The organism is Actinophytocola sp. (assembly GCF_035942955.1).
In the GTDB taxonomy this organism is placed as follows: domain Bacteria; phylum Actinomycetota; class Actinomycetes; order Mycobacteriales; family Pseudonocardiaceae; genus DASYTH01.
Genome location: NZ_DASZCQ010000208.1, coordinates 1 through 16,260 on the forward strand (window position 1 = coordinate 1; position 16,260 = coordinate 16,260).

Here is a 16,260-nt window from a genome sequence, read left to right on the forward strand (position 1 = left end):
ATCAAACTCTCCAAAACAAACCCTGACCCAACAAAAGTTGAGCACACTCAAAAGAACCCACAAAAGGATTCAAACAAGCTCTACTGGCATACAAAATCGACACACTGTTGAGTTCTCAAACAACACACGCACACCCATCACGCGCACGACACGCGATCCAGGGGCTTGTCCTGCCTTGGTTTTCGGCTCGAACCGTTCTCCGAGCCACGATCGCCCACTCTACCACCTGCTGTGGGAGCTTGGTTCGCAACCCCTCGCCGACGCCCGTTCCCTTGAGCCTGCTGGCTTTCCGAGCCCGGTGCGCGCCGGCGAGGGTGAAAGGTACACGGCCGCCCACGGCGCGGTCAAATCGGTATCCACTTCCACGAAAACCCCAGGTCAGACGCTTACGTCCACCCCGGCCGTCGTGCGCTTGCCGCGGCGCAGCACCAGCCACCGGCCGTGCAGCAGGTCCTCCTTCGACGGCCGCCACTCCTCGTCGGTGATCTTGATGTTGTTCACGTAGGCGCCGCCCTCGCTCACCGCCCGGCGGGCCGCCCCCTTGCTGGACACCAGCCCGGCGCTGACCAGGAGGTCGACGATCGTGGGCTCCTCGGACAGCCGCGCGGTCCCGGTCGGCGCCTCGGCCATGGCCGCGTCCAGCGTGGCGGCGTCCAGCTCGCGCAGCTCCCCGCGGCCGAACAGCGCCTGGCTGGCCGTGACCACCTGCCTGGTCTCCCGCTCGCCGTGCACGAGCGTGGTGAACTCCTCGGCCAGCCGCTTCTGCGCCGCCCGTAGCTGGGGTTTCTCCTCGGTGGCACGCGCAAGCTCGGCGATCTCCTCCCGGGACAGGAAGGTGAGCATCCGCAGGTACCGCAGCGCGTCCTCGTCGCCGACGTTGACGAAGTACTGGTACCAGGCGTACGGCGAGGTCATGCTCGGGTCGAGCCAGACGTTGCCGCCCCCGGTCGACTTGCCGAACTTGCGCCCCTCGGAGTCGGTGACCAGCGTCAAGGTCAGCGCGTGGACGTGCGCGCCAGCCACCTTCCGGACCAGGTCGACCCCGGAGATGATGTTGCCCCACTGGTCCGCGCCGCCGATCTGCAGCCGGCAGCCGTACTTGCGGTGCAGCTGGACGTAGTCGTGCGCCTGCAACAGCATGTAGCTGAACTCGGTGTAGGAGATGCCGTCCGATTCCAGCCGGCGCTTGATCGTCTCCCGGGACAGCATCGTGTTGACCGAGAAGTGCTTGCCGACGTCCCGCAGGAACGTGGTCACCGGCAGGTCCGCGGTCCAGGCCGTGTTGTTCTCCACCAGCGCGCCGGTCGGCGAGCCGTCGAAGTCGACGAACCGCTCCAGCTGCCCGCGGATCCGCTCGGTCCACTCGGCCACGGTGTCCACCGACTGCATGGCGCGTTCGCCGACCTCCCGCGGATCCCCCACCATCCCGGTCGCGCCGCCGGCAAGCACGATCGGCCGGTGGCCCGCGCGCTGGAACCGGGTCAGCCCGAGCAGCGGCACCAGGTTGCCGGCGTGCAGGCTGGGAGCGGTCGGGTCGAAGCCGCAGTAGAGGGTGAGCGGGCCGGCGTCCAGGTCGCGGCGCAGCGCGTCGAGATCGGTCGACTGCGCGATCAACCCGCGCCAGGACAGCTCGTCGAGAATGTGCTCGCTCAAAGCATCACCTCGCAAGCTCGGTGATGCCGGACCCCGTCGCCTCGCAGGCTCGGCGACGGGGCGCTGGTCGATGGTTCGCTCCGCAAGCTCCGCTCACGACTACGTATTGTCCCCGACCGGATCAACGCTGTTTCTTGCCGCCCCGGCGGTAGGTGCTGACCGTCGGGGAGCCGTCCAGCCAGAACCGCCACGGGACGTCCATGGCGACAGCGACGCCCACCCGCGGGCCGACCCCGATCTCGTGCCCGGCCACCGGCGCGCCGGCCAGCAGGCGGATCGGCGAGCCCGGCTCGGTCAGGTCGACCCCGTTGTGCCGGCGGTCGAGGCCGAGCACGCCGGTCAGCCGCGCCGGGCCCTTGGCCAGCTCGGTGGCGCTGCGGGCGCCCGGCCGCCGGCGCATCGCGACGTCCAGCCCGGACACCACCTCGCCCGCGCGGAGCAGCACCGCGCCCGGCACGCCGTCGGTCAGCGCCACCACGTTGGCGCAGAAGTGCATGCCGTAGACGAAGTAGACGTACAGGTGGCCGGCCGGGCCGAACATCACCTCGTTGCGCGCGGTCCGGCCGCGGTAGCAGTGCGAGGCGGGATCGTCCCCGCCGCGGTACGCCTCCACCTCGGTCAACCGGACCTGGACGACGCCTTCGGGCAGGGCGGACTCCAGCACGCAGCCCAGCAGGAACCGGGCGGCGTCGACCGGGTCGACGGCCAGGTCCTCTCGCCGGACGAGATCGCTCATTTCATCACCTCGCAAGCTCGGTGACGGCGAACCCGCCTCCTCGTTCCTCGGCGGCAGGGCAGCGCTCGATGGTTCGCTCCGCAAGCTCCGCTCATTCCGTCACCTCGCAAGCTCGGTGACGGTGACCCTGCCACCTCGTTCCTCGGCGGCAGGGCAGCGCTCGATGGTTCGCTCCGCAAGCTCCGCTCACGTGACCCACGAACGGTGCTCGGCGACGCGGTCGAGCACGCGCCGGAGCTGCTCGGCCACCCGATCGGGTGCGGTGCCGCCGTAGGCGTCGCGGGAGGAGATCGATCCGGTCACGGTAAGCACACTACGCAGCTCCGGGGTGAGGCTGGGATGCACGCCGGCCAGCTCGTCGTCGGTCAGCTCGTCGAGACCCACCCCGCGGGCCTCGGCCAGCCGGACGCACGCACCGGCCGCCTCGTGCGCCACGCGGAACGGAACCCCTTGCCGCACAAGCCATTCCGCGATGTCGGTGGCCAGCGTGAACCCGGCGGGGGCCAGCGCCGCCATCCGGTCGGTGTCGAACGTGAGGGTGCCGACCATCCCGGCGATCGCGGGCAGCAGCAGCTCGAGCTGCTCCACCGAGTCGAACAGCGGCTCCTTGTCCTCCTGCAGGTCGCGGTTGTACGCAAGGGGCTGGGCCTTCAGCGTGGCCAGCAGCCCGGTGAGGTTGCCGATCAGCCGGCCGGACTTGCCCCTGGTCAGCTCCGCCACGTCCGGGTTCCGCTTCTGCGGCATGATCGAGCTGCCGGTGGCCCAGGCGTCGTCGAGCACCGCGTAGGAGAACTCCGCGGTGGTCCAGATGATCACCTCCTCGGCGATCCTGGACAGGTTCACCCCGAGCATGGCCAGGCAGAACGCGATCTCGGCGGCGAAATCCCTTGATGCCGTGCCGTCGATCGAGTTCTCCGCGGGCGCGTCGAAGCCAAGCTCCTCGGCGACGGCCGCGGGGTCCAGGCCCAGCGAGGACCCGGCCAGCGCGCCGGAGCCGTACGGGGACACCGCCGCCCGCCGGTCCCAGTCGCGCAGCCGGTCCACGTCCCGCAGCAACGCCTGGACGTGGGCAAGCAGGTGGTGGGCGAGCAGGATCGGCTGGGCGTGCTGCAGGTGGGTGCGGCCGGGCAGCACCGCGTTCGGATGCCGCCGGGCCTGCGCCACCAGCGCGTCCACCACGTCCAGCACCCCGGCGGCGACCCGGCGCGCGGCGTCCCGCAGCCACATTCGGAACAGCGTGGCCACCTGGTCGTTGCGGGATCGCCCGGCGCGCAGCTTGCCGCCCAGCTCGGCGCCGGCCCGCTCGAGCAGGCCGCGTTCAAGGGCGGAGTGCACGTCCTCGTCGGCCGGCGCGGGCCCGAACGCGCCGGCCGCCACGTCGGCGGCGAGGGCGTCCAGCGCGCCGAGCATGTCCCGCAGCTCGTCATCGGTGAGCAGCTTGGCCCGGTGCAGCACCCGGGCGTGGGCGCGCGAGCCGGCCAGGTCGTACGGCGCCAGCCGCCAGTCGAACCGCGTCGACTTCGACAGCGCCGCCATCGCCTCGGCCGGGCCGGACTCGAACCGCCCGCCCCACAGCTGGCTCATGAATGGTGCAGGTCGCGCTTGGCGGCGATCTTGCTGGGCAGGCCCCAGAGCTGAACGAAGCCCTTGGCCAGCGACTGGTCGAAGGTGTCGCCCTCGTCGTAGGTGGCCAGGTTGAAGTCGTACAGCGACTGGTCGCTGCGCCGGCCGGTGACCACCGCGTTGCCACCGTGCAGCACCACCCGGATCTCGCCGGAGACGTGCTCCTGGGTCTTGGCGATGAACGTGTCCAGCGCGTCCTTGAGCGGGGAGAACCACAGGCCGTCGTAGGCCAGCTCGCTCCACCGCTGCTCGACCTGCCGCTTGAACCGCGCCAGGTCGCGCTCCACGGTCACGTTCTCCAGCTCCCGGTGCGCGGTGATCAGGGTGAGGGCGCCGGGCGCCTCGTACACCTCGCGGCTCTTGATGCCGACCAACCGGTCCTCGACCATGTCGATGCGTCCCACCCCGTGCGCCCCGGCCCGCCGGTTGAGCTCCTGGATGGCCTGCAGCATGGTCACGGTCTCGCCGTCGATGGCCACCGGGACGCCACGGTCGAAGGTGACCACCAGCTCGTCCGGCGCGTGCCACTCGGCCGGGTCCTGCGTGTAGGAGTAGACGTCCTTGGTCGGCGCGTTCCACAGGTCCTCGAGGAAGCCGGTCTCCACCGCGCGGCCCCAGACGTTCTGGTCGATGGAGAACGGGGACTTCTTGGACACCTCGATGGGCAGGTTGCGCTCCTCGGCCCAGGCGATGGCCTTCTCCCTGGTCCAGGCGTAGTCCCGGACCGGGGCCACGACGCGCAGGTCGGGCGCCAGCGCGCCGATGCCGACCTCGAACCGCACCTGGTCGTTGCCCTTGCCGGTGCAGCCGTGCGCCACCGTGGTCGCGCCGTGGTACTTCGCCGCCTCCACCAGGTGCTTGGCGATCAGCGGCCGGGACAGCGCCGACACCAGCGGGTAGCGGTCCATGTAGAGCGCGTTGGCCTGCAGCGCCGGCAGGCAGTACTGCTCGGCGAACTCGTCGCGCGCGTCGGTGACGACCGCCTCCACCGCGCCGCACTCCAGCGCGCGCTTGCGGATCGTGTCGAGATCCTCGCCGCCCTGCCCGACGTCCACCGCCACGGCGACGACTTCGGCGCCGGTCTCCTCGGCGATCCAGCCGATCGCCACCGAGGTGTCCAGCCCACCGGAGTAGGCCAGCACGATCCTTTCCGTCATTCCTCGTTCTCCCTGTCTGGTTGTACGTCTGATTGGGACACTCGGGCCGCCAGCCCGGTGAACCGGTCGGCGAGCTCCTTGCCGGACAACGGTTCCCTGGCGATCACCAGGACCGTGTCGTCGCCGGCGATGGTGCCGACCACCTCGTGCAGCGCCGCCCGGTCGATGGCGCTGGCCAGGAACTGCGCGGCGCCCGGCGGCGTGCGCAGCACGGTCAGGTTGGCCGAGCCGTCGGCCGAGACCAGCAGCTCGGCGAGCAGCCTGGTCAGCCGGGACGTGCCACCCTGCACACCCCGGACCGGGCTGCCGTCCTCCGGGATCACGTAGATCGGCGCTCCCCCGTCGGCCCCGCGCAGCTTCACCGCGCCCAGCTCGTCGAGGTCGCGCGACAGCGTGGCCTGGGTGACCTCGATGCCTTCCGCGGCAAGGAGCTTGGCCAGCTCGGTCTGGCTGCGGATGCCCATCGAGGTGACCAGCTCGACGATCCGCGCCTGCCGGGCCACCCTGGTCGACGCCGAGGTGGTCACTGCTCCACCAGCCAGGTGAGCAGCGCCTTCTGGGCGTGCAGCCGGTTCTCCGCCTCGTCCCACACCGCGCTCTGCGGGCCGTCGAGGACCTCGTCGGTGATCTCCCGGCCCCGGTGCGCGGGCAGGCAGTGCAGCACGATCGCGTCCGGCGCGGCCCTGGCCAGCAGGTCGGCGTTGAGCTGCAGCGGGCGGAACGAGGTGACCCGGTCCTTGCCGTCGTTCTCCTGACCCATCGACGTCCACGCGTCGGTGACCAGCACGTGCGCGCCGTCCACCGCGGCGTGCGGGTCGGTCAGCAGGCTCACCGTGGCGCCCGTGTCGCTGGCCCGGTGCTTGGCGTCCAGCACGAAGTCCGGGTGCGGCTGGAAGCCGTCCGGGGTGGCCACCCGGACGTGCAGGCCCGCGGTGGCGCCGCCGAGCAGCAGCGAGTGCGCCATGTTGTTGGCCCCGTCGCCGAGGTAGGTCAGGGTCAGGCCGGCCAGCCTGCCGTGCCGCTCGCGCACGGTCTGCAGGTCGGCGAGCACCTGGCAGGGATGGAACTCGTTGGTCAGCGCGTTGATCACCGGGACGGCCGAGGCCGAGGCCATCGCGTCGATCCGGGCCTGGGCGAAGGTCCGCCACACCACGACGTCGACGTACCGGGACAGCACCCGCGAGGTGTCCTCGATGGTCTCCTCGCGGCCGAGCTGCATGGTGCGGCCGTCGATGATCACCGGCTGCCCGCCGAGCTGGGCGATGCCGACCTCGAACGACAGCCTGGTGCGGGTGGAGTTCTTCTCGAAGATCGCGGCGACCGCCTTGCCGGCCAACGACCGCGACCCGAGCGGGTCGGCCTTCAACCGCGCCGCGAGGTCGAGCACGGCCGCCTGCTCGTCGGGCGTGAGGTCGTCGTCCCGCAGGAAGTGCCGCGTCACTGCGACGCCCCCCGGTCGAGGGCCTTGGGCAGCGCGCCGAGGAAGTCGTCGACCTGCTCGTGGTTGATGATCAGCGGCGGGGCCAGCCGGACCGTGTCCGGTTGCACGTTGTTGACCAGGTATCCGGCCTCCTGAGCGGCCCTGGCCACCGCGGCCGACACCGGCTCGTGCAGCGCGATGCCCAGCAGCAGGCCGGTCCCGCGGACCCCGGCGACCAGCGGGTGGTTGAGCTCCTCGACGCCGGCGACGATCTCCTTGCCCATCGCGGCGGCGTGCTCGCACAGCCCGTCGGCGGCGATCGTGCGCAGCACCGCGAGCCCGGCGGCGCAGGAGATCGGGTTGCCGCCGAACGTCGTGCCGTGCTGGCCGGGCTGGAACAGGTCGGCGGCCGGGCCGGCGCCGATGCACGCGCCGATCGGCAGGCCGCCGCCGAGGCCCTTGGCCAGGGTGAAGACGTCCGGTGTGATCCCTTCCTGCTGGAATGCGAACCAGCTGCCGGTGCGCCCGATCCCGGTCTGCACCTCGTCGAGCACCAGCAGGGCGCCGTGCCGGCTCGTGAGCTCCCTTGCCGCCCGCAGGTAGCCGTCCGGGGCCGGCCGCACGCCGCCCTCGCCGAGCACCGGCTCGAGGAACACCGCGGCCGTTTGACCGTCCACAGCGGACTCGAGCGCGGCCGGATCCCCGTACGGGACGTGCTCGACGTCCGGCAGCAGCGGCTGGAACGGCTCGCGCTTGGGCGGCTGGCCGGTGAGCGTGAGGGCGCCCATGGTCCGACCGTGGAACGCGCCGTCACAGGCCACGATCTTGCTCCGGCCGGTCAGCCTGGTCAGCTTGAGCGCGGCCTCCACGGCCTCGGCGCCGGAGTTGCAGAACAGGACCTTGGCCGCCCCGGTGAGACCGGCGACGTCCAGCAGCGCCTCGGCCAGCTCCACGGTGACCGGGTTGACGTACAGGTTGGACGTGTGGCCCAGCTCGGCGATCTGCTCGGTCACGGCCCGCACCACGGCCGGGTGCGCGTGCCCGAGCGCGTTGACCGCGATGCCGCCGACCAGGTCGAGGTAGCGGTTGCCGTCGGCGTCCCAGACGTAGGCGCCCTCGCCGCGCACCAGGGTGAGCCCAGGCGTGCCGTAGTTGTTCATCAACGACGACTTCCACCTGGCCTGTCCGTCCGAATTGGACGCGATCATCGATCCTCCTCCTGGTCCGGAAGCACCATGGTTCCGACTCCGTGGCTGGTGAACACCTCGAGCAGCACGGAGTGCGCGAGCCGGCCGTCGATCACGTGCGCGCGGCGCACCCCGCCCCGCACCGCGTGCAGGCACGCCTCCATCTTCGGGATCATGCCGCTGGCCAGGTTGGGCAGCAGCTTCTCAAGATCGCTCGCGCGGATCTGGTGCAGCAGCGAGGAGCGGTCCGGCCAGTCGGCGTAGAGCCCCTCGATGTCGGTCAGCACGACCAGCTTCTCCGCCCCGAGAGCCACCGCGAGCGCGGCCGCGGCGGTGTCGGCGTTGACGTTGTGCGCGACGCCGTTGACGTCCGGGGCCACCGTGGACACCACGGGAATCCGGCCGGCGTTGACGATGTCCTGCACCGCGGCCACGTTCACCTTGACCACGTCGCCGACCAGGCCGAGGTCGACCACCTCGCCGTCCACCACCGCGGTGCGCCGCTCGGCGGTGAACAGGTGCGCGTCCTCGCCGGAGATGCCGACGGCGTACGGGCCGTGCGCGTTGATCAGCGCGACCAGCTCCCGGCTGACCTGACCGGTGAGCACCATCCGGACCACGTCCATGGTCTCCGGCGTCGTCACCCGCAGCCCGGCCTTGAACTCGCCGGGGATGCCGAGCCGGTCGAGCATCGCGGTGATCTGCGGACCGCCGCCGTGCACCACCACCGGGTGCAGGCCGGCCAGCTTGAGGAACACCATGTCCTGCGCGAAGGCGGCCTTCAGGTCCTCGTCGACCATGGCGTTGCCGCCGTACTTCACCACCACGGTGGCGCCGTGGAACCGTTGCAGCCAGGGCAGGGCCTCCACCAGGACGGCGGCCTTCTGCTGGGCGAGATCGGTGGTCATGTCGAGTACGCGCTGTTCTCGTGGACATAGGCGTGGGTCAGGTCGTTGGTCCACACGGTGGCCGTGGCGTCGCCGGCCTTGAGGTCGACGGTGACGCTCACCGCCCGGTCGGTGAGGTCGACCTTGTCCCGCTCCTCCCCCGGTCCGCCGTCCCGGCAGATCCACACGCCGTTCATTGCCACGTCCAGAGTGGACGGTTCGAACGCGGCGCCCGTGGTGCCGACGGCGGCGAGGATGCGGCCCCAGTTGGGATCCTTGCCGTACACCGCGCACTTGAACAGGCTGCTGCGGGCGATCGCCCTGCCGACCTCCACGGCGTCGTCCTCGGATGCCGCGCGCACCACCTCGATCGCGATGTCGTGCTCGGCGCCCTCGGCGTCGGCGAGCAGCTGCTGGGCCAGGTCGTGGCAGACCTCCCGGAGCGCGCGGGTGAACGTGCCGTAGTCCGGTGTGGACTTCGCGGCGCCGCTGCACATCAGCAGCACGGTGTCGTTGGTGGACATGCAGCCGTCGGAGTCCAGCCGGTCGAACGTCACCCGGCAGGCCTCGCGCAGCGCCCGGTCGGCGGTCGCGGCGTCCACGTCGGCGTCGGTGGTGAGCACGACGAGCATGGTGGCCAGCGCCGGGGCGAGCATGCCCGCACCCTTGGCCATGCCGCCAACGGTCCACCCGTCGCCGTGCCGGACGGCCTGCTTGCTCCGGGTGTCGGTGGTCATGATCGCGGTCGCGGCGTCCGGCCCGCCGTCGGCGGACAGCGCGGCCTCGGCGTCCTCGATGCCGGCCAGCAGCCGGGGCCGGTCGAGCTGCTCGCCGATCAGCCCGGTTGAGCACACCACGACGTCGACCGCGCCGCAGCCGAGCAGCTTCGCGGTCAGCTCGGCGGAGGCGTGCGTGTTCTGGAAGCCCTCCGGGCCGGTGTAGCAGTTGGCGCCGCCGGAGTTGAGCACGACCGCGCGGGCGCGGCGGTGCGCCATCACCCGCTCGCTCCACAGCACCGGATTGGCCTTGCAGCGGTTGGCGGTGAACACCGCGGCGGCCACATCGGACGGTCCCTCGTTGACCACGAGGGCCACGTCGAGCTGCCCGTTCGACTTGAGTCCGGCCGCCACCCCCGCGGCCCGGAACCCCTGTGCTGCCGTCACACTCACGGTGCCACTCCCACGGTTGTCAGGCCGGTGATCTCCGGCAGTCCAAGGGCGATGTTCATGGACTGGATCGCGGCGCCCGCGGTGCCCTTGGTCAGGTTGTCGATCGCCGCGACGGCCACGAGTCGTCCGGCGCCGGCGTCCACCGTGACCTGAAGCTGCGCGGCGTTGGAGCCGAGCACCGCCGCGGTAGTCGGCCAGGTCTGCTCGGGCAGCAGGTGCACGAACGGCTCGTCCTGATAGGACTTCTCGTAGGCGCGCCGGGCCGCGTCGCCGTCTACTTCGGACTTGACGGGGGCCGAGCAGGTGGCCAGGATGCCGCGGGCCATCGGGGCGAGGACGGGGGTGAAGGACACCTTCACTCCGGTTCCGGCGACCCGCCCGAGGTTCTGCGCGATCTCGGGAGTGTGCCGGTGCCCGCCGCCCACCCCGTACGCGCTCGCCGAGCCCATCACCTCCGAGCCGAGCAGGTGCGGCTTCAGGCTCTTGCCCGCGCCCGAGGTCCCGCTCACCGCGACCACCACCACGTCCGGCTCGACCAGCCCGTTCACCAGCGCCGGGACCAGTGCCAGGGACGCCGCCGTCGGGTAGCACCCTGGCACCGCGATCCGGGTCGTGCCGCGCAGCGCGTCCCGGGCGCCGGGCAGCTCAGGCAGCCCGTACGGCCAGCTGCCCGCGTGCTCCCCGCCGTACCACCCGGCCCAGTCGTCCGCGCTGGTCAGCCGGTGGTCGGCGGCGCAGTCGACGACCAGCACGGCCGGGTCGAGCCGGGCGGCGATGCCCGCCGAGTGCCCGTGCGGCAGCGCGAGGAACACCACGTCGTGCCCGGTCAACGCCTCCGGCGTGGTGTCGGCGAGCACCCGGTCGGCCAGCGGGAGCAGGTGCGGCTGGTGCCGCCCAAGCGTCGTGCCCGCGCTCCCGCCGGCCGTGAGCGCGCCGATCTCCACCTCGGGGTGACCGAGCAGCAGCCGGAGCAGCTCGCCACCCGCGTAGCCGCTCGCCCCGGCAACCGCCACCCTGACCGTCATGCGGATGATTATGCACGACTATGCAAACCCACTCAAAGGCGGTTTCCCGCGCGGTTACCCTGGGATGGGTGCGATCACTGGAGCGGAGCACCGTCGTCCTCACCGGCGCCACCAGCGGGCTGGGGCGTCACCTCGCCGAACGGTTGGCGGCCACCGGCGCGCACGTCGTGATCCACGGGCGGGACGCCGAGCGGCTCGAGCGGGCTGTCGCGGAGATCGGCGAATCGACCGGGAACGACCGGGTGGACGCCGTCCTCGCCGACCTGAGCGAGCTGACCCAGGTGGACCGGCTGGCCGGCGAGATCGCCGACCGCTGCGACCGGATCGACGTGCTGGTCAACAACGCCGGCGTGGGGTTCGGGGCGCCCGGGGCCGGGCGGCAGGTCAGCGCGGACGGCGTGGAGCTGCGGTTCGCGGTCAACTACCTCGCCGGTTACCACCTCACCCGGCGCCTGATCCCGCTGCTGGTGGAGTCCGCGCCGGCCAGGGTCGTCAACGTGGCGTCGGCCGGCCAGCAGCCGATCGACTTCGACGACCCGATGATGGAACGCTCCTACGACGGCGTCGACGCGTACCGCAGGGCGAAGCTCGCCCAGATCATGTTCGGCTTCGACCTCGCCGACGAGCTGCGCGACCGCGGCGTGACGGTCAACGCCCTGCACCCGGCCACGTTCATGGACACCGCGATGGTGCACGAGGCCCGCACGGGCGTGCTCAGCACGGTCGAGGAGGGGTCCGACGCGACCATGCGGCTGATCGCCGATCCGGACCTGGACGCCGTGACGGGCCGGTACTTCAACGGCACCCGGGAGGACCGGGCGCTCGACCAGGCCTACGACCCCGGCGCAAGGGCCCGGCTGCGCGAGCTGTCCGACCGGCTGATCAAGCAGGCGCTTGGATCATGACCGTGCGGGTCGCGGCCTCGGGCGCGGCGAAGGCGAGCAGGCGCTCGGCTTCCGCCGTGACCGCCGTTGTGTCCTTTTTGGACATCTTGGTGAACGGGCGGACCGTGATCGTGGCGGTGGTGCGGGCGCGGTCCAGCTTCCAGGTGCCGCGCACGTAGCCGTCGACGAGGAAGGCCGGCATGGGGGCGTCGTTCTTGGTGGAGAACAGGGCGGCGCGGCCGGCGGCGGTCATGACGCGCCGCCGGTCGGTGTGCGAGCGCAGGCAGTTGTCGTACTCGGGGAGCAGGCGGACCGGGGCCGGGGTGTCGGGGTCGGGCAGCGGCGCGTCGGGGACGTCGAACAGCTCGGCGCCGTCCTCGTCGCGGAAGGTGCGCAGCGCGAGGCGGGCGAACACCTCGCGAAGGCCGGTGAGCCCGCACCAGGTCTGCACGTCCTTCACGGTGGCCGGGCCGTAGGCGGCGAGGTAGCGCAGCACGACGCGGTCCGGGTCGGGTCGGGGGTCGACGTCGCGGTCGAGCCAGGCTCGGACGGTGGTGAGCCGGGCCTGGCCGCTTCGGCCCCACAGGCCCCTTGGCGGGACGTGGACCAGCGGCAGCAGGAACTTGGCGGCCCTGGCCATGACCTCGGGGTCACCGCCGGGCCGGCGCGCGGCCAGCTGCTGGCGGAGCTCGGTGAGCGTGCACGGCCGCTCCTCGAGCAGCGTGGTGGCGGCGGCCAGGATCGCGTCGAGGTCGTCGGGCGGGGGTTGCACGAAGCGGGCGAACAGCGGGCGCAGGAACGGGCTCAGCGCGGCACAGTCGGCGGCGCTGACCAGGTGGATGGTGCCGCGCATGAGGCTGGAGCGCACGACGTGGCGCTCGGTGATCGCGGCGGCGAGGTCGTCGGTGGCGAAGCCGTCCAGGCGCGACCACAGGCCGATGTAGGGCGCGGTCGGCGACTGGGCCTGCATGCCGACCAGGTGCTCGACCGCGTCGACGACGGTGCGGTCCACCCGGCGCAGGAGCAGCTGACGCTCGAGCAGCGCCCGGTTCAGCGCGCGTTCAGTGAGGATCTTGACCGGCACACCGGGAAGGCTAATGCGATGAAGGCGGCCTTCGTCCCGCCGGACGTGACGAAGGCCGCCTTCACCGGGTTCAGCGGCGCAGCGACTTCTGGAACTCGCGGTGCAGGTCACCCACCGAGGACAGGTCCGCGGAGGTGTCCGCCGACCGCGACGTGGTCGCCGTCGCGCCCTCCGGCACCGGCTGCGGGACCGGGTCGCACTGCACGTCCGACCGGTTGCGGTCGGGCTGCCGCGGCGGCAGCGCGCCGGTCTTCAGGTACGCGACGATCTTGTCGTCGGTGCACGCCACGCCGGACAGCGAGCCGGAGTGGGTGGTGCCGCCGACACCCTCGATCAGCACGGAGTTGGGGAACAGCCGGCGGGTCTCCAGCGCGCCGCCGTACGGTGTGGCCGCGTCCAGCGTCTCGTTGATCAGCAGGGCGCTCTGGACCCTGCTGCCGTCGATGCGCACCGGGGTGCCGGCCTTGCCGCCCCAGTAGATGCACGGCGCGTTGAACCAGGCGTTGCCCCACGTCTCGAACGGGGCCCGGATGAACGTGAGCCAGTTGTCCCGGCGCCATTCGTTCCAGTCGGTCGGCCACTGCACGTCGGTGCACTGCACGGCCAGGTAGATCGCGTAGCCGTTGTCGTCGAACGGCGGCGTGCCGTACAGGTCCACCAGCGGCTGCACGTCGGCGTTGTGCACCCAGCCTGCGAACGCGTCGGCCACGTCCTCCCAGCCGTACACGTAGTAGCCGGCCTGCAGGAAGATGTCGGTCCACTCGTCCGGCCCGATGATCCCGCCTGCGGGCTCGCGCAGCAGCCTGGCCTGCTCCCGGTAGAACAGCGCCTCGACCTCGCGCCCGGTCCTGCCGAGGTGGTACACGTCGTCGTACTTGGCGATCCAGTCGAAGTAGACCTTGATGTTGCGGTCGAACGCGATGTCTTGGTCGAGGTTGGCGTCGTACCAGACCCGCTTCGAGTTCACCACGCCGTCGAAGATCACCCGGCGGAACTTCTCCGGGAACAGCGTGCCGTACACCTGGCCGAGGTAGGTGCCGTAGGAGAAGCCGTAGTAGTTGATCTGCGGGGCGCCCAGCGCCTTGCGGATGCTCTCCATGTCGAGCACCGAGTCGGTGGTCTTGAGGTGCTGCAGCAGGTCGTGCGCGTTGCGGTCGCACGCCTGGGCGTAGTTCTTCGACCGCTGCAGCCAGATCCGCTCCAGCCGGTGGGTGATCGGCACGTAGTACGGCCGGTTGTAGCCGGCGTAGTCGGGGATGCAGCTCAGCGCGGGCTCGCTGGAGCCGACGCCGCGCGGGTCGAACCCGATCCAGTCGTAGGCGTCTCCGCCGCCGTCCGGCACGAACTCGCCGAAGATCGCGTAGATCAGGCCGGAGCCGCCCGGGCCGCCCGGGTTGACCAGCATCGGGCCCTGCGCCTGCGAATCGGGCGTCTTGTGCTTGACCCGCGACACGGCCAGCTTGATCTTCGTCCCGGCCGGGTCGGCGTAGTCCAGCGGCACCTCCACGAAGCCGCACTCGGCGCCGGCCCGCACCAGCCTGGGGATCTCGCAGGCGCCCCAGGCGACCGGCGGTGGCGTGTAGTCGTGCAGCCCCGACGGCTGGCCCGGCGCCGCCTGCGCGCCGGGCACGGCAAGCAGGCCGCCGACCACCGCGCCCGCGGCCATCACCGCGGCGATGAATCTCTTCACGTATTGCCCCTCTTTGTCCTGTTTTCCGGCGTGAGCCCGTGCCGAGTCGTTGACACCCGGCCGAGCCTGCCCGTCAAGCGTCCGATTGGGAACCGACCTTCGTCGCGACATCGGAACCTGACGGGCAGGATAGCGGCGTGCCGAACTCGTTCGACTCGCGACTCGTCGCGGCCGTCCGCGCCGGGCTGGCCGACCTCGCCGACCCGGCCAAGGCGCCGGACATGCAGGCGTACATGAAATCGGAGATGCCGTTCCGCGGGGTGCAGAAGCCGGCGCGGACCCGGCTGGCCGCCCGGCTGTTCGCCGAGCACCCGCTGTCCGATGTGGACGTTTGGGTGGCGACCGTGCTGGAGCTGTGGCGCGGCGCGAGGTACCGGGAGGAGCGCTACCTTGCGCTGGACCTGACCGCCCACCGGCCGTACGCCCGCTGGCAGCAACCCGGCCTGCTGCCGCTCTACGAGGAGCTGATCGTCACCGGCGCCTGGTGGGACTTCGTCGACGAGGTGGCCAACCGCCGGATCGGCCCGCTGCTCCGGGCGTACCCGGCCGAGCTGGCGCCGATCATGCGCGCCTGGAGCCGGGACGCCGACCGGTGGAAGCGCCGAACCTCGATCATCTGCCAGCTCGGCTCGAAGGGCGCCACCGACCTCGACCTGCTCGCGTCCTGCATCGAGGCCAACGTCACCGACCCGGACTTCTTCCTCCGCAAGGGAATCGGCTGGGCCCTGCGCGAGCTATCCAAGACCGACCCCGGCTGGGTCCGCGCCTTTGTGGACACCCACCCGGGCCTGAGCCCGTTATCCCGTAGGGAAGCCACCAAGTATCTGTGATGATGGCGCCGTGCCCGAGGAACCCCAGACCCGCGCCTCGCTCGCCGGCGACCTGACCCGGCTCGGCCTGCGGCCCGGCGACATCGTGCTGGCGCACTCGTCGCTGCGCTCGCTCGGCTGGGTGTGCGGCGGGGCGCTCGCCGTGGTGCAGGCCCTGCTCGACGCGCTCGGGCCGGACGGGACGCTGGTCGTGCCCACCCAGACGACCGGCAACTCCGACCCGATGCACTGGCGGCACCCGCCGGTGCCGGAATCGTGGTGGCCGGTCATCCGCGAGCACATGCCGGCCTTCGACCCGGCCGTCACCCCGTCCATCGGCCTCGGCGTGCTCCCGGAGCTGGTGCGCACCTGGCCCGGCGCGGTCCGCAGCAACCACCCGCACACCTCGTTCGCCGCGGTCGGACCGGCCGCGGCCGAGCTCATGGCCGAGCACCCGCTGGACTGCCAGCTCGGCGAGCGGTCGCCGCTGGCCGCGCTGGAACGGGCGGGCGCCAGGGTGCTGCTGCTCGGCGTCGGCTTCGACACCTGCACCGCGTTCCACCTCGCCGAGTACCGCATCCCGGACCCACCCCTGTTCGAGTACGGCACCGCCGTGCTCACCCCGTCCGGCCGGCGCTGGGTCACCTACACCGACGTCGTCACCAACAGCGACGACTTCGACCACCTCGGCGCCGCGTTCGAGCAGACCCGCCCCGTGCGGCACGGCAAGGTCGGCGAGGCATCCTGCCGACTCTTCGACGTACGCCCCGCCGTCAAGTTCGCCGCCGGCTGGCTGGCCGAACACCGCCGGCCGGCGGCCAAGACGCGTGCAGCGCCGTGATCGCTGCTAGTCAAGATCGGACCAGCCGTAGATCTCGTCGGCATCGGGCCACGTGGGCGTGGGTCCGGGGTCGTCCGTAGAGGTGAGCCCTGCAT

Annotated in this window: 15 protein-coding genes; 3 read left to right on the forward strand and 12 right to left on the reverse strand. The window is 71.6% G+C overall.

The window, feature by feature from the left end; translation table 11 throughout:
• Window positions 1-378: 378 nt before the first annotated feature.
• The 10 genes from tyrS to argC form a co-directional block, all read right to left on the reverse strand.
• A complete protein-coding gene (gene tyrS / locus VGX25_RS20945) occupies window positions 379-1,653 on the reverse strand; it encodes a tyrosine--tRNA ligase (RefSeq protein ID WP_326919548.1) in 1,275 nt (424 codons plus the stop codon).
• Window positions 1,654-1,774: 121 nt separating this feature from the next.
• Window positions 1,775-2,389, reverse strand: a complete 615-nt coding sequence (locus tag VGX25_RS20950; RefSeq protein ID WP_326919549.1) for a DNA-3-methyladenine glycosylase — start codon at window positions 2,387-2,389, stop codon at window positions 1,775-1,777.
• A gap of 186 nt (window positions 2,390-2,575) precedes the next feature.
• Window positions 2,576-3,973 carry an argininosuccinate lyase gene (gene argH, locus VGX25_RS20955; protein ID WP_326919550.1) on the reverse strand — a complete coding sequence of 466 codons (1,398 nt, stop codon included), beginning with the start codon at window positions 3,971-3,973 and terminating at the stop codon, window positions 2,576-2,578.
• A complete protein-coding gene (locus VGX25_RS20960; protein ID WP_326919551.1) occupies window positions 3,970-5,169 on the reverse strand; it encodes an argininosuccinate synthase in 1,200 nt (399 codons plus the stop codon). The genes argH and VGX25_RS20960 overlap by 4 nt, the downstream gene beginning before the upstream one ends.
• Window positions 5,166-5,696: an arginine repressor gene (locus tag VGX25_RS20965; protein WP_326919552.1), complete on the reverse strand. Its 531-nt coding sequence runs from the start codon at window positions 5,694-5,696 to the stop codon at window positions 5,166-5,168. Before VGX25_RS20965 ends, VGX25_RS20960 begins: the two co-directional genes overlap by 4 nt.
• A complete protein-coding gene (gene argF, locus VGX25_RS20970; RefSeq protein WP_326919553.1) occupies window positions 5,693-6,610 on the reverse strand; it encodes an ornithine carbamoyltransferase in 918 nt (305 codons plus the stop codon). The genes VGX25_RS20965 and argF overlap by 4 nt, the downstream gene beginning before the upstream one ends.
• On the reverse strand, window positions 6,607-7,797 hold the full coding sequence (locus VGX25_RS20975) for an acetylornithine transaminase (protein WP_326919554.1): 1,191 nt from the start codon (window positions 7,795-7,797) through the stop codon (window positions 6,607-6,609). Before VGX25_RS20975 ends, argF begins: the two co-directional genes overlap by 4 nt.
• A complete protein-coding gene (gene argB / locus VGX25_RS20980) occupies window positions 7,794-8,684 on the reverse strand; it encodes an acetylglutamate kinase (RefSeq protein ID WP_326919555.1) in 891 nt (296 codons plus the stop codon). Before argB ends, VGX25_RS20975 begins: the two co-directional genes overlap by 4 nt.
• Entirely contained in the window at window positions 8,681-9,832 is a 1,152-nt protein-coding gene (gene argJ / locus VGX25_RS20985) for a bifunctional glutamate N-acetyltransferase/amino-acid acetyltransferase ArgJ (protein ID WP_326919556.1), read from the reverse strand. Before argJ ends, argB begins: the two co-directional genes overlap by 4 nt.
• Window positions 9,829-10,857, reverse strand: coding sequence for an N-acetyl-gamma-glutamyl-phosphate reductase (gene argC, locus VGX25_RS20990; RefSeq protein WP_326919557.1), 1,029 nt, complete (start codon window positions 10,855-10,857; stop codon window positions 9,829-9,831). The genes argJ and argC overlap by 4 nt, the downstream gene beginning before the upstream one ends.
• A gap of 68 nt (window positions 10,858-10,925) precedes the next feature.
• Here argC and VGX25_RS20995 point away from each other — a divergent pair, with 68 nt between their 5' ends.
• On the forward strand, window positions 10,926-11,762 hold the full coding sequence (locus tag VGX25_RS20995) for an SDR family oxidoreductase (RefSeq protein WP_326919558.1): 837 nt from the start codon (window positions 10,926-10,928) through the stop codon (window positions 11,760-11,762).
• On the opposite strand, the gene VGX25_RS21000 is transcribed toward VGX25_RS20995, so the two are convergent.
• Both VGX25_RS21000 and VGX25_RS21005 read right to left on the reverse strand, forming a co-directional pair.
• The gene (locus tag VGX25_RS21000) at window positions 11,740-12,825 is read right to left on the reverse strand and encodes a winged helix DNA-binding domain-containing protein (protein WP_326919559.1); all 1,086 of its coding nucleotides are present in this window, start codon (window positions 12,823-12,825) and stop codon (window positions 11,740-11,742) included. The genes VGX25_RS20995 and VGX25_RS21000 overlap by 23 nt on opposite strands.
• A gap of 70 nt (window positions 12,826-12,895) precedes the next feature.
• On the reverse strand, window positions 12,896-14,515 hold the full coding sequence (locus VGX25_RS21005) for an alpha/beta fold hydrolase (protein ID WP_414635889.1): 1,620 nt from the start codon (window positions 14,513-14,515) through the stop codon (window positions 12,896-12,898).
• Between the two features lie 137 nt (window positions 14,516-14,652).
• Between VGX25_RS21005 and VGX25_RS21010 the strand changes: the two genes are divergently transcribed.
• On the forward strand, window positions 14,653-15,345 hold the full coding sequence (locus tag VGX25_RS21010; RefSeq protein ID WP_326919560.1) for a DNA alkylation repair protein: 693 nt from the start codon (window positions 14,653-14,655) through the stop codon (window positions 15,343-15,345).
• A 10-nt stretch (window positions 15,346-15,355) separates the two neighbouring features.
• The gene (locus tag VGX25_RS21015) at window positions 15,356-16,165 is read left to right on the forward strand and encodes an AAC(3) family N-acetyltransferase (protein ID WP_326919561.1); all 810 of its coding nucleotides are present in this window, start codon (window positions 15,356-15,358) and stop codon (window positions 16,163-16,165) included.
• The last annotated feature ends 95 nt before the right edge of the window (window positions 16,166-16,260 follow it).

Excerpts from the sequence above, each read along its gene's own strand:
- VGX25_RS20950 (WP_326919549.1), bottom strand. The coding sequence starts at position 2,389 with ATGAGCGATCTCGTCCGGCGAGAGGACCTGGCCGTCGACCCGGTCGAC.
- argH (WP_326919550.1), bottom strand. The coding sequence starts at position 3,973 with ATGAGCCAGCTGTGGGGCGGGCGGTTCGAGTCCGGCCCGGCCGAGGCG.
- VGX25_RS20960 (WP_326919551.1), bottom strand. The coding sequence starts at position 5,169 with ATGACGGAAAGGATCGTGCTGGCCTACTCCGGTGGGCTGGACACCTCG.
- VGX25_RS20975 (WP_326919554.1), bottom strand. The coding sequence starts at position 7,797 with ATGATCGCGTCCAATTCGGACGGACAGGCCAGGTGGAAGTCGTCGTTG.
- argB (WP_326919555.1), bottom strand. The coding sequence starts at position 8,684 with ATGACCACCGATCTCGCCCAGCAGAAGGCCGCCGTCCTGGTGGAGGCC.
- argC (WP_326919557.1), bottom strand. The coding sequence starts at position 10,857 with ATGACGGTCAGGGTGGCGGTTGCCGGGGCGAGCGGCTACGCGGGTGGC.